10 protein-coding genes are annotated in these 13,968 nt (G+C 32.5%); 1 reads left to right on the top strand and 9 read right to left on the bottom strand.

Going from position 1 to position 13,968, the window contains the following annotated elements:
* Positions 1-13: 13 nt before the first annotated feature.
* From GM661_RS16990 to GM661_RS17030, 9 genes are all read right to left on the bottom strand, one after another.
* Entirely contained in the window at positions 14-1,969 is a 1,956-nt protein-coding gene (locus GM661_RS16990; RefSeq protein ID WP_230867862.1) for a methyl-accepting chemotaxis protein, read from the bottom strand.
* A gap of 2 nt (positions 1,970-1,971) precedes the next feature.
* Positions 1,972-3,033 carry a protein-glutamate methylesterase/protein-glutamine glutaminase gene (locus GM661_RS16995; protein WP_230867863.1) on the bottom strand — a complete coding sequence of 354 codons (1,062 nt, stop codon included), beginning with the start codon at positions 3,031-3,033 and terminating at the stop codon, positions 1,972-1,974.
* Between the two features lie 115 nt (positions 3,034-3,148).
* Entirely contained in the window at positions 3,149-3,955 is an 807-nt protein-coding gene (locus GM661_RS17000; RefSeq protein WP_230867864.1) for a CheR family methyltransferase, read from the bottom strand.
* The gene (locus GM661_RS17005) at positions 3,948-4,529 is read right to left on the bottom strand and encodes a chemotaxis protein CheW (protein WP_230867865.1); all 582 of its coding nucleotides are present in this window, start codon (positions 4,527-4,529) and stop codon (positions 3,948-3,950) included. Before GM661_RS17005 ends, GM661_RS17000 begins: the two co-directional genes overlap by 8 nt.
* 61 nt (positions 4,530-4,590) lie before the next feature.
* A complete protein-coding gene (locus GM661_RS17010) occupies positions 4,591-6,567 on the bottom strand; it encodes a chemotaxis protein CheA (protein WP_230867866.1) in 1,977 nt (658 codons plus the stop codon).
* A gap of 21 nt (positions 6,568-6,588) precedes the next feature.
* Positions 6,589-6,969: a response regulator gene (locus tag GM661_RS17015; protein WP_230867867.1), complete on the bottom strand. Its 381-nt coding sequence runs from the start codon at positions 6,967-6,969 to the stop codon at positions 6,589-6,591.
* Positions 6,962-7,249, bottom strand: coding sequence for an STAS domain-containing protein (locus tag GM661_RS17020; RefSeq protein ID WP_230867868.1), 288 nt, complete (start codon positions 7,247-7,249; stop codon positions 6,962-6,964). The genes GM661_RS17015 and GM661_RS17020 overlap by 8 nt, the downstream gene beginning before the upstream one ends.
* Positions 7,250-7,271: 22 nt before the next feature.
* Complete coding sequence (locus GM661_RS17025) at positions 7,272-9,110, bottom strand: hypothetical protein (RefSeq protein WP_230867869.1); 1,839 nt, start codon at positions 9,108-9,110, stop codon at positions 7,272-7,274.
* 251 nt (positions 9,111-9,361) lie between these two features.
* Positions 9,362-9,934 (bottom strand): Na-translocating system protein MpsC family protein, encoded by a 573-nt coding sequence (locus GM661_RS17030; protein ID WP_230867870.1) that lies wholly within the window; start codon positions 9,932-9,934, stop codon positions 9,362-9,364.
* A 408-nt stretch (positions 9,935-10,342) separates the two neighbouring features.
* On the opposite strand from GM661_RS17030, the gene GM661_RS17035 reads away from it, so the two are divergent.
* The gene (locus GM661_RS17035; protein WP_230867871.1) at positions 10,343-13,816 is read left to right on the top strand and encodes a ribonucleotide reductase N-terminal alpha domain-containing protein; all 3,474 of its coding nucleotides are present in this window, start codon (positions 10,343-10,345) and stop codon (positions 13,814-13,816) included.
* The last annotated feature ends 152 nt before the right edge of the window (positions 13,817-13,968 follow it).

The raw sequence follows: 13,968 nt of genomic DNA on the forward strand, positions 1-13,968 counted from the left end.
TTAAGTTGAAGTATCAAAACACTTCAAAGTCCTCCTCATTTATATTCATTTTAGGATTATCTTCTTTTGTAAAATTATCTCCTTTTATATTTGTATCAATCACACTACTATCCCCTTCATTATCCAGTTTAAATTTGTCTACAGTCTTTAACATTGCCTCTGCTTCATCATTAAGAGAGTCACTCGAACTAGCAATTTCTTCAACTAAGGCTGCATTTTCCTGGGTTACCTGGTCTAATTCCTCAACCGCTGTCTGTATCTGATCAGCAGAGGTAGCTTGTTCCTGCATCGCAGCAGCAATTTCTTTAACAGCTTTATTGGATTTCTCCGTATTTTCTACAATCTCCTGTAAGGACTGACCTGTCTTTTCAACCATCTGATTACCATCCTCTATCTGCCCAATTATATTTGTAATCAAATCTTCGATCTCTTCTGCAGAATCAGCAGTCTTTCCAGCCAGGTTTCTAACCTCAGCTGCTACTACAGCAAAACCCTTGCCATGTTCACCTGCCCGGGCAGCTTCTACTGCAGCATTTAAGGCCAACAGATTTGTCTGAAAGGCTATATCATTTATAGTTGTAATAATATCTGCAATCTCTTTACTGCTAGCAGTAATTCTGGCCATTGATTCCGTAGTATCCCTGACAACTTCTGAACCCTTATTTACTACCTTAATCGTATTTTCACTTAAATCACTGGCACTCTCAGAGCCAGCCGCCACCTCTTCTATAGCAGCTGTAATTTCTTGAATTGTAGCAGATACCTCCTGTAGTGAAGAGGCCTGCTCCTGAGTTCTCTGTGATAAATCCTGATTACCCTCAGCAATCTCATTGGAGGCATTACCAACAGTCAGTGATGACTCCTGAACTGCTGCCAGACTTCTGTTTAAGGAAGTTATTGTTTCATTAAGATTATCAGCCATCTTACCAAGCTCATCATTGGTTTTTACTCTAACTTTTTTAGTAAAATCACCCTCTGCCACCCTAGCTAAGGCTACTTCTACAGCATTTACAGTCCCGCTGATAGAGGCAGAGACAAAATACACAATTAATCCAATAACAAGAAATAAAACCAAATAGGCAATAGCTGATCTAATAGTAATTGTTTTAGCAGCTACCGTCAGTTCATAAACAGGTACTACCAGGGCAAGTGACCAATCTGTACCAGCCACAGGAGAATAATAATTATACCTTTCAACCCCTTCAAAATTATATCTCCCCACACCAGATTGCTTATTTGTCATTTTTTGTGCAATATTTGCCATTTCAATTGTAACACTTTCATCCTCAGTATTATACATATTTATATTTAGAGCTTTACTAGGATGGGCTATAACCAGGCCATCATTCTGTATTAAATAACCATAACCAGTTTCTCCTATTTTACAGTTAGCAACCATATCCTGTAGTGGTTTTAATAAAACCTCAGCCGCCAGATAAGCTATTATTTGCTCCTTATCATCTCTGACCGGGGCAACTATCACAAACATCTCTTTATTAGTCGCCTGGGATACAACTGCACCACCAATAACAAAATTATTTTTAGCCTTTACTTTTTCAAAATACTTTCGTGAACTGACATCATAAATTTCTCGATCCTGGGTTGTCCAGGCTTTTCCCTCAGGGTTTATCAATATTAGATTTATAAAAGTACCAAGCCCTTTTACCCTATTATTAAGTTTTGCCATCAAACCCCAGATATCATTTTTTTTGTCCCAACCCTCTTCTAACTCCAGACTTTGTTCCAATAAGGTCAAGATATCTTCTTGCCCGGCCAGCCATTTACTTATTTCACGGCTATTACCCTTTACCTGCTCTAGACCATTTGTCTCGACAACACCTGTCACACTGGTAACAACCTGTTTATGTGTATAATACAAAAGAAAGCCCAGACTCAATACTAATGGTATTAAAATAAATGCTAATAACTTATTTCTTACAGAAGACCTTTTCCTGAAGAATTCTATCATTATTATTTCACCTCACTAATTAATTTAATTATTCTCTGACTAATTTTCATTAAAGGGAGTACTTCATCTACAGCATTTAGCTTGACAGCTGCTTTAGGCATACCATAAATAATTGCGGTCTCTTCATTTTGTGCAATAGTATAACCACCTGCTTCTTTTATATTGACCATACCCTGGGCACCATCTTTACCCATACCTGTTAATAAAACCCCGATAGCATTCTTCCCTGCTACTGCAGCCATAGACTTAAATGTAATATCAATAGATGGGCGCTGGTAATTAACCTTAGGACTCTTGTTTAACTCTACATAATACTGACCCCTCTTTCTTATTACTTCCAGGTGATAATTACCAGGAACAAGCAAAGCCTGTCCAGATATAATCTTATCACCAGCCTCAGCCTCTTTAACCCTAATAGACGATATTCTATCTAACTCTCTAGCAAATGAGGCAGTAAAACCTTCTGGCATATGCTGAATAACTATCATGCCTGGTAAATCAGGGGGAAAAGAAGGTAATAATACCTTCAAGGTCTGTACCCCTCCTGTTGAAACACCAATGCCAGTAATAACTTCTTGACTATATTTTTTATAATCCCCAAAGCCTTTTTCTTTTTGACAACTATGATTATTATGGGACATTATCTTAATAAGATTATTCATTTTTAAGTATCTAACTGCCTTTATTTTGTTTAATACTTCGTTTTTAAATTCTATTATCTTTTCCTGGTCTATTAAATTAGGCTTAGTTATAAAGTCAACTGCCCCAATTTTTAACGCCTCTAGAGTTACTTTACTCCCTTGAGTCGTCAAAGTACTAATCATAATTACAGGCATAGGGTGAGCTATCATCAGCCTTTTCAAAAACTCTAAACCATTCATTACTGGCATTTCAACATCCAATGTTAAAATATCAGGCTTCTTTTCCTTTATTTCTCTAACTGCCTGATTTGGATTAGCTGCAGTACCAACTACCTGTATGTTTTTATCTTTTGACAGTATCTTTGTCAAAAAAACCCTCACAAATGGCGAATCATCTACAATTAAAACCCTGATTTGCTGCATAAACCATCCTCTAATCTTTCTTTATTTAATAAACTAAATACCCTTATTCTTTGTATAGATGCGAGCACCAGTACAGAAAAATATCTTTCTCCTACACCCTGACTTTTTATTATGATTATATATTTTTTTGAAAAGTAGTCTTCCATACCTGTAGCCATTTATTACTATTTAGTCTTGTACTATCAGCATGTCCCAGAAAAAGATAACCATCATCTTGTAGGTAATTATAAAAGTTATTCAAAATTCTTTTCCTGGTTTTTTGGTCAAAATAGATGAATACATTTCTACAGAAAATAAAATCGAATTTATAATTAATAGCATAATCTTCTAGATTTAAATTTAGGTTTTCAAAGGTAAGCATCTTTCTTAGGTGGTTTTTCACTTTAAAAAATCCCCTATTCTGCTCTTGGCCTAACATAAAATATCTCGTTAATAATTCATATGGTATATCAGCTACTTTTTGATAAGAATAAACACCTTTACGGGCAAATTCCAATACCTCTGTATTAATATCAGTAGCAATAATCTTAATATCATATCCTTTACCTTGAAAAAATTGTTCCAGGACAATAGCCAGGCTGTAGGCCTCTTCACCCGTAGAACATCCTGCACTCCAGGCCCTGATTTTTTTCTTTTCTGCAGTAAGGAATAATGGCAAAACCTCTTCCTGTAGGTATTTAAAATGATATTTTTCCCTAAAAAAACGAGTAACATTAGTAGTTAGCAGATTATATAGTTTAACTAGTTCTGATCTATTTCCTATTATCAAATTGTAGTAAGTATCAAAATCATTTAACCCCAGCTCCCTTAATCTACCTGTTAAACGTGTATATAATAAGTATTTCTTTTTTAATGGCAGTGAAAGACCTATTTCCTTATTTAGAATATTACTAAATTTATAGAATAATTGATCACTAATCATCCTCTTTTACCACTTCATCTTTAGCAAAACCTTCTCCTTCTCTTAGATTATCAAGATCATCAATCTTTTTTAATGCCTTATATTCACTAAAAGAAAAGAGTCGCGCAAGCTTAATTAAAATAATTAATCTGTCATTTACTTTAGCCATACCAGAGATAAAATCAGTATCAATCTCTGAACTGAAATCCAAACTTCCTTGTATATCCTCTTCAGAGAAACTAAGGATATCTGACACCTCATCAACAATCACACCAACAATTTTATTTAATACTTCAATTATAATAATTACAGTAAACATATTATATTCTTTATCCTTAAAGCCAAATTTTTTCCTTAAATCAATTACAGGGACTACTTCTCCCCGGAAATTAATTACACCTTTTACAGACTCAGGTGTGTTAGGGATGATTGTTGGTTTTTTATATCTTATTATTTCCTGTACAGACAATACATCTACCCCATATTCTTCACCTGCAATAATAAAAGTAAGAAATTGATTTTCAGCAGATATATTAGTCAATTGTTGATTGAGTATATCCATTGTATTATCTTGATAGCCTTTCTTAGCACCCATAATTTCCCTCCCTTCTATCACTTTTATAATCCACTTTAAAGAAATATATTATATTATTAAATTATTTGAATGCTACTTTCATTAATGATGAGACATCAATTATCATAGCTACCTTACCATTACCAAGTATTGTTGCCCCGGCAAGACCAGGGACATTAACATAATTATCTTCCAGACTCTTCACCACTGCCTGTTGTTGGCCAAGTATTTTATCAACAAGTAGACCTACCTTTCTTCTATCATCTTTAAGGATTACTAAAATCCCTTTAGTAGGGTCTAACACCTTATTTTCTATATTAAAGAGTTTAGATAATCTAAAGAGATTTAAATATTCACCTCTAATACAAACACTCTCACCACTGCCGGTTACACTCTTAATTTCTTCTGCTGACGGCTGATAAAATTCTATAATGGAATTAATAGGTATAATAAAGCTCTCATTCCCAACTACAATAGACATACCATCTATAATAGCTAATGTAAGGGGAAGCTTAATTTTATAAATTGTCCCCTTATCTTTAGCTGTATTAATCGTTATGTTTCCCCTTAAAGCCTCAATATTACTCCTAACTACATCCATACCCACACCCCGGCCAGAGGTTTCCGTAATTTTCTCAGAAGTAGATAAACCAGCTTCAAAAATCAAGTTATAAATATCATCTTCAGTAGAGCTAAAATCATTACGAATGAGCCCCTTCTTAAGGGCAGACTTTCTTATCTTCTTTTTATCTAGGCCCCTCCCATCATCATCTATTTCAATAATAATATTTCCTTCTTGGTGGTAAGCATCCAGGGTTATGGTGCCAACAGCTGGTTTATCCAGAGCAAGCCTTTCTTCAGGCAGCTCAATACCATGATCAACCGCATTACGAAGCATATGTTTTAAAGGGTCAGCTATCTTCTCAATAATAGTTTTATCAAGTTCTGTTTCCCTACCTTTAATGATAAGTTTAATCTTTTTATTTTGTTCCTGAGCAAGATCCCGGACAAGTCTCCTAAACCTAAGAAAGGTATTACCAATCGGGACCATCCGGGATTTCATAACCTCTTCCTGTAAATAGTGAATCTTTTTATCTACTTCCTCTAAAGCAGCACTAAGCTGTTGATCTTCATTAAGGTCTCTCTGCGAAATCCTCTCCTTAACCCGTGCTTGAGAAATTACCAGTTCAGCCACAGAATTCATCAGTAATTCTAATTTATTAGTAGAAACCTTTATTGTACTTTTTTCTTGAATAGTTTTACTATCCCCTTGTTTAGTCACTTTAGCCTTTTTACTTAAAGTATCACTAGTTCTTTGACCAGCTGATATCTTAGCAATATTTCCTTGATAATCCTTTGTTAGATCCTCAATCTTTACCATGCTGTCTATCTCTACAAAAACAAATACATCCCTCAATTCTGCAAGTGAAAGATTAGTGCTAATTGTTTCTTCGATAGTAAGATAGCATTGTTCTGGGTCAATTTCAAAAAAGTCTGGTATCCTATTAAGCACTGTATCTACCTCTAAAACTTTACCCAATCCTTTAATCTCCCTTAATAATAAAAGGGGGTCAGTTCCAGTCTGGAATAATTCATTATTAAATTCCACTATAATTCTATAGACATTTTCTTGCTGATTATGCTTGGTGTTAATTAAATCATCACTTACAGTAATATTATTATTTATCAGCTTCTCCATTTGTTGTTTGGTTGAATTTATTCGCTCTAAATCCATTTGATGACCTTCATTTATTAATGAAGCTAACATATCTTTAATGACATCATGGGAAAGAAACAAAATATCAATTATTTCATTATTAACTGCTAGTAAGTCATCCCGGACCTGCTCTAATAAATCCTCTGCCTGATGGGCAAAATCAGTAATATTATTACAGGCAACCAATCCAGAACTACCTTTAATTGTGTGCATTAAACGAAATGTCTCATTGATTAGTTCTTTATCTCCTGGACTTTCCTCTAATTTGAGGAGATTCTGTTCTAAATTTTCCAGGAGTTCTTCAGTCTCTTCAATAAATGTTATCATTAATTCATCATCCACAAAAAAACCTCCCCTAAAATATCATCTAATAAATTTATGGGCCAGTTGTTCTAACTGCTCAGGTTTAAAGGGTTTAACTAACCAACCAGCTGCACCAGCTTTCTTGCCTGCTAGCTTTAGTTCCTGTTGAGATTCAGTTGTTAATACTATGACTGGGATAAATTTTGCTTTTTTATCTTTCTTAATTTCTTTAATAAAAGTAAGACCATCCATTACCGGCATATTTACATCAGTAATTATCATAGCCGGTCTTTTACCATCAGAGACCATGGTTTTTAATAGATTGATAGCTTCCTGACCATTAACAGCCTGTTCAAGTTGATAGCCTGCTTTTTTTAGGGTATAAGTAACAGAAGCCCGTACTGTTTTGGAATCATCAACAATTAGAATAAATTTAGACATCATTAACACCCCTATCAGAAACAAATATTTCTTTTATACCCATCAATTGCAAATCTTTTATTATATTTTCTGAAAGGTCTTGTATGATTAAATCAGGAAATGATTTATATAAAGATAATAATAATTGAATACCAGCACTATCCAGCAATTTTAACTTAGCCGCCTTCAAGTTTTTTAGGGTTTCATTAGCTATTTTTTTTATTATTTTATTCCTAAAATCGTCTACAGTAAACATTGTTAGTTCTTCAGGTAATTCAATAGAAACACCCTCTTTACTCATAAAATCCCTCCAATCTTATTGATTAAAATAAAGTCAATTCTCCTCCATGATCTCCTACATCAATCACCATGTCTTGATATTCATCAGCAGCTGTTTTCCGTTCCAGGTAACTTGTAAATTCCTGAAATAGTAGTAATAAACGATTATCATCTAAACTCTTATCATCCTTCAAATTATATGATTCCCTCACTTTATTAATATCTACTTCCAAGGCCTTTAAATTCTCTAAAAATACCTTTGATAGTCTATTAATATTATCAAAGGTATTAACCTCTTTAATTAGGTCCTCATTTATTTCTTTAAGATGCTTTAATTGCTTACTGAGATTAAATATTTTCTCATCAATTGTCTCTTTAATCATTTTAAGATTCTCTTCTGCAATAAGTAATCTACTATTAAAAACCTCTACCTCTTCACTGGTATATGAAACGAGTTGAGTAAAATTACTAAAATCAAACTTAAGCTGATTTTGTATAGAAATATATGTAGCGATATCATCTTTACTTTTACTAATTAATTCTCTGATAACATCATTTATTTTTTCAACAAAACTATGCTCTTCTTTCATTGATGACAGTTCAATCTTAGCCAGGAGCCTAATGTTACTTAGACGGTTAGTAAATTTTCTAATATTATAAAACTCTTGATTAACTCCTTCTATACCCGTTTTAAATATTTCCTCAGAACTCGCTAATTGTTGATATTTATCTTTTGATTTATTAACTGCAGCTTGTATTTCTGCTAGGAGCATAAAAATTTTATTATAAATATAATTAAAATTGTCTTGCGAAACCACTTTATGATCATTACATAGCTTATTTCTTATCTCTAATAAATTTTTATCTATATTAATAAGGTCTTTATTCGTCTTCATTAATAATAACTCAATAGCCTCTTGAGAATCCTTTAGTTGTCTCTGAACAGCTGATAATAAACTATCAACAAGCCTAATTACCTCCCCAATAAAATTTAATCTTTCAGAAATGATTCCATTATCTACCAGGACATCAGGGTGAATCGTAATTTCCTTACTGGTTTTTACTAAAATTTTATTGATGTTTTCTAGATTTTGTCTAATGATATCCTGTTTTTGAACCTCTATCATTAGTTCATTTACTGGTAATATTGCCCTATTTATCGACTCAATTAATTCTTCAAACAAAACTCTTATTTCATTTAAGAAGACAAAAAATTTATTAAAGTATTCTTTCAATTTACTATAACTACCCTTAATATCTCCTTCAATACTGATTATTTCTAGAATACCCTCTTGAAAAAAATCCCGCCATTTTATTAGTCTACTGATTTGTTTTTCTATATTATGATAATTTCTCAACATCTTTAAGGATATTATTTGAATCTCTTTCGCAATCACCTTAAATCCATTAGCATCTTGACCCTGTTTATTATATGTATAGATACTACTGTTAATTGCCAAGATTTTAAGACTATTTAATATCTTCTTCAAATCTGAAGTCAAATTAATGATTTTTTTGAATTCTGTTTCCTTATCCCCTCCTTGATCAGTTATAATATTATTTAACACAGCAAATAACTCATCCTTATCATTCAGCAAATTATCTATACTATCTATTTTATTCCTTAAATCGTTTAAAACCTGAAATATCATTTGCTGATTATTGACTCTCTCATTATTATTAAAACACTTAATAAGCTCCCTTGTCTCATCAATTGCATCATTTATATTATCTTCAATCTCTGGTAATAGCCGGGCTATCAAACTGTAATATCTATCAGTATAGTCAATCATCTTTATAACTAATTGGGTGTTTTTAGCAATATCAGAGTTAAATTTAGTGGCTATTTGTTGATAACACTTTATGAGCCTTATATGAGACATACTATCACCCCCTAGTTAAACTAAACTTTTTGTTTTATAAATCTCTAGATATTAAAAAAACCAATACCTTATCTAGCCTCCTAAGGTATTGGCTCACAGCTTTTAATATAATTATCTGGCTGATCTTCCAACAATATATAGCAATTTAATATAAAATATATTACTAATTATTAACATTCGCCATATAAGACTATTTTCCTGCATAATTATCAAATTATCACTATAAAAATATAATTTTTTGGTAATTATCACTATAAAATTTCTTCGCTAAAGATATTGATAAGCAGAATCTCATTAATATTACTATAATCACAATAAATATTATCAACTTTTATTCCAATATATTCATTTAATATTTTATTAAATTCCACTTTATAACTATCAAAAAGGTATCTGGCCAGATTACTTAAAATATTTTTCCCCTCACTACTTTTAGACAATTGCTCTAATATTGGACTTACATATGGTTTAAGCCTAATAATTACAACATCTTTATATATATCAGTTGTAATCCTTTTAGGTCCTGTCCCAATCACATACTTATACAATTTAGCTATACTAGCATTTAATCCTGTAATTAAATTGTTTTTTTTAATCACATCAATGTATTTTTCAGGAAACAAAGCAGTCTTAACTAATTCTTCATGAGATATATCTAAAGCCTGGGCCAATTCCTTTAAACTCCTGATAGTTGGACTCTTCAGGTTATTTTCAATACTACTTATAAATGATTGGGATAACCCTGATATCTCTGATAATTCCTGCTGACTAATTGATTTCCTTTCTCTAAATTGTCTTATCATATATCCTAGTTGTTTACTCAATAAATTCACTCCTTAGTTAAAAATTAAGTTAAGTAAAGTAAAAAAAAACCAATACCTTATATATTTCTTATAAGGTATTGGCTCACAGCTTTTGATATACATCTGGCTGCTCTTCCAACAAAATAACATTAGGTATTTAAAACTAGATTTTAATTAAATTATATAATATATTTTTATTAAATTCATTTTATTTCCTGCCTATGTATAAAAATTTTATAATAAAATATTATTTTCACATAATTAAAAACCCTTCATCTATAGCCTATTAAATTAACTAATTAATCCTAATTTTAATTATAGTACACTGTATATTGTGGTCTCAATAATATAATCTACTACATTTTGTATTTTTGCCTTTATATGATATAATGTACCATGTTACAGTACATAAATGAGGTGAGTATAAAAATGACTGCAGAATGTAAATTAAATGAAAATGCCAGAAAAGTACTTGAGAGTAGATACCTTAAAAAAAATACAGAGGGAGAAATAATAGAAAGCCCTGATGAAATGTTTAGGCGGGTGGCCAAAAATATAGCAGAAGCCAACCTTAAATATGATGAAGACCCGGCAGATGATGAAGAGAATTTCTATAAAATAATGAAAAACCTTGATTTTTTGCCTAATTCACCAACATTAATGAATGCTGGTAATGAGCTACAACAATTAAGTGCCTGTTTTGTCCTACCTGTCGAAGACAGTATGGACGGTATTTTTGATTCTGTTAAAAATACTGCGTTAATTCAAAAAAGTGGTGGTGGTACAGGTTTCAACTTCTCCCGTCTAAGACCCAAAAACGACCTTGTTAAAACAACTGGGGGCATTGCTAGTGGACCAATATCTTTTATGAAAATCTTTGATGCAGCAACTAATACAATCAAACAGGGCGGTAAACGCCGTGGGGCAAATATGGGGATCCTACGGGTAGATCACCCAGATATCATGGATTTTATTACTGCTAAGGAAGCTGAAGAAAACTTAAATAACTTTAATATCTCAATTGCTGTTACTGATGAATTTATGGAAGCAGTTAAAAAAAACCAGGAATACAAACTAATTAACCCCAGAAATAATGAGATTACGGGTACTTTACCGGCCTGTAAAGTCTTTGATAAAATTGTCGAAATGGCACATAAAAACGGGGAACCCGGTATAATCTTTATCGACGAAATTAATAGACATAACCCCACACCAGGAATAGGTGAAATAGAAAGTACTAATCCTTGTATTACCGGTGATACTTTAATTGCTACTGAGCATGGATTAATGCGTTTTGATACATTATTTAAAAAATATAAAGATATAAAAATCAATATTACAACTGATAAAAGAGTTCCCCTTAGTTTAAAAAAAACAGCAAATAGCGATAAAACAAATTACCGTCATACTAATATTAATCAAACAGCTACTAATATTTATACTGCCACTAAGATATATAATAATGGTATAAAAGATATTTATAAACTAATCACTAAAAGTGGTTATGAAATTAAAACTACAGCTGATCACAAATTTCTTACAAATAAGGGGTGGATAGAACTTAGACATTTAAAAAAAGGACATAAAATCTTAATACAATCTAATGAAGGAATCTTTCCTAAATCTTATGAATTACCCTTTAAAACTAATAAATTTTATAAAGGAAAAAATGGTAGAAAATATAAGTATAATTTCCCTCAAAAATGGTCACTTGAATTAGGACAAATATTAGGCTTTCTTGTAGGAGATGGCTGGCTGAGAAAAGGGGATAAAAATCGCAGGGTTGGTTTTACCTTCAGCAAAAAAGATTACCAGTTATTAGAATACTTTAAACCTATTATTAATCAAATATATGGTCAAGATATTAAACCTATTAAAAGAAAAAATAATACCTATCACCTTTCCTACCACAGTAAATACTTTGTTGAATTTTTTAACAAGCTGGGCGTTAAAGCTGTTAAATCTAATGATAAAGAAGTACCGTCAGCTATATTTATAGCACCCCGCAAAGCAGTAATAGGCTTTTTACAGGGTATTTTTACAGCAGATGGTACAGTCTCAAATGACGAAATTAAAGGAAATTATTATGTAAGATTAACTTCTAAATCATTAAAACTATTAAAACAAGTACAGTTACTTTTAATAAACCTAGGAATTAAATCAAAAATCTATAATAGAAAACGCAAAGCAGTTAATAACAAATTTATTTATACTAATATTAAAGGGGAAAAAACATGTTATAAAATTGATGGCATCTTATATGAACTACAAATATCTTCTAGCTCTTTATATGTTTTTGCAGAAAAAATAGGTTTCCTACTTGAACGAAAAGAAAAAATATTAACAAATATCATTTCTAATAAAAATTTAAACCAGGATAAAATGCTAGATGAAATTAAAGAAATCAAATTTCAGGGCAAGGAAACTGTATATGACCTTACAGAACCTATAACTCATTCATTTATTGCTAATGGATTTGTTGTTCATAATTGTGGTGAACAACCTCTTTTACCATATGAAGCATGTAATTTAGGGTCTATAAATCTATCACATATGACTAAAACTAATGAAGTTGACCAAATAATAATTGATTATGATAAATTAGCATATACAGTTAAAATTGCTACCTGTTTCCTTGATAATGTCATAGATATGAACAACTATCCCCTGACAAAAATCAAGAAAATGGTTGAAAGCAACCGCAAAATTGGCCTGGGGGTAATGGGATGGAGTGATTTGCTGATTAAACTGGGCATCTCATATGCTAGTGAGGAAGCAGTGAACCTGGCTAGAAAAGTAATGGCCTTTATCAGAAAGACATCTTATGAGCAGTCCAGAGATATTGCTAAACGCAGAGGGTCATTCCCCAATATAGCCGATAGTATTCATCAAAAACCGATGCGTAATGCCACTACAACCACTATAGCACCCACTGGAAGTATCAGCATTATAGCTGGCTGCAGTAGTGGTATTGAACCTTTATTTGCTATAAGCTATGAACGACATGTGCTGGATGATACCATGATAGAAGTTCATCCTATCTTTGAAAAACTGGCTCAAAAGCACAAGTTCTATAGTAAAGAATTAATGAAAACAATTGCTAAAAATTCCTCAATACAGGATATAGAAGTCATACCGGATGCTATAAAAAAACTATTTGTAACTGCCCATGATATTGAACCAGTGTGGCATATTAAAATGCAGGCAGCCTTTCAGAAAGAGGTTGACAATGCAGTCAGCAAAACAGTCAACTTCCATCATCATGCCAGTATTGAAGATGTCCGTACTGTTTATACAATGGCCTATGAGCTAAATTGCAAAGGTGTAACCATCTATCGAGATGGCAGCAGGTCAGAACAGGTCTTGTCAACAGGCTTTAAAAACAAAGATAGTATTTCCCCTTCTAAAAAAGGTAAACGTCCGCGTCCAAAAATAACCTACGGTACTACAGAAAAAACCATTATCGGCTGTGGGAAACTATATATAATTATCAACTCAGATAAACAGGGAGTATGTGAATTGTTTACCACTACTGGAAAGGGCGGCGGCTGTCATGCACAATCTGAAGCAATTAGCCGTCTGGTATCACTTGCCCTACGCAGTGGGGTACCACTCCACGAAATAATTGAGCAGTTGAGGGGTATCAGGTGTGAGGCAGCCATGGTTAAAAAGGATGTTAATAACCTATCCTGTCCTGATGCAATCGGTCGTGCCCTGGAGAATTTTGTCAACAATACTAAAAATGGCAAAGATATTTATCAAAAACTCAAACCGCAGTTTACTGAAAAAAATAGTACTGACAGCGAAACAGAAGATACTAACTGTCCTGAATGTGGTGCCCGTATAGAACATGAAGGTGGTTGTGCTGTCTGTAGAAACTGTGGCTGGTCAAAATGTGGTTGAAGGCAATTTAAAACAAAATTCTTTTTCTAAAGAGGTATAACCTCTTTTGGGAATAATATACAGAAAGCTGGAAACAGATTATATAATAAATCAGAAAATGTACCAACTGTTTTTACCAATAGCAGTTGGTACATTATTTCTAAAGACAATTC

Origin of the sequence: Iocasia fonsfrigidae, from assembly GCF_017751145.1 — a bacterium.
Taxonomy (GTDB): domain Bacteria; phylum Bacillota; class Halanaerobiia; order Halanaerobiales; family DTU029; genus Iocasia; species Iocasia fonsfrigidae.

Excerpts from the sequence above, each read along its gene's own strand:
- GM661_RS17020 (WP_230867868.1), bottom strand. The coding sequence starts at position 7,249 with ATGAGTAAAGAGGGTGTTTCTATTGAATTACCTGAAGAACTAACAATG.
- GM661_RS17005 (WP_230867865.1), bottom strand. The coding sequence starts at position 4,529 with ATGGGTGCTAAGAAAGGCTATCAAGATAATACAATGGATATACTCAAT.
- GM661_RS16995 (WP_230867863.1), bottom strand. The coding sequence starts at position 3,033 with ATGCAGCAAATCAGGGTTTTAATTGTAGATGATTCGCCATTTGTGAGG.
- GM661_RS17000 (WP_230867864.1), bottom strand. The coding sequence starts at position 3,955 with ATGATTAGTGATCAATTATTCTATAAATTTAGTAATATTCTAAATAAG.
- GM661_RS17015 (WP_230867867.1), bottom strand. The coding sequence starts at position 6,969 with ATGTCTAAATTTATTCTAATTGTTGATGATTCCAAAACAGTACGGGCT.
- GM661_RS17025 (WP_230867869.1), bottom strand. The coding sequence starts at position 9,110 with ATGTCTCATATAAGGCTCATAAAGTGTTATCAACAAATAGCCACTAAA.
- GM661_RS17035 (WP_230867871.1), top strand. The coding sequence starts at position 10,343 with ATGACTGCAGAATGTAAATTAAATGAAAATGCCAGAAAAGTACTTGAG.
- GM661_RS16990 (WP_230867862.1), bottom strand. The coding sequence starts at position 1,969 with ATGATAGAATTCTTCAGGAAAAGGTCTTCTGTAAGAAATAAGTTATTA.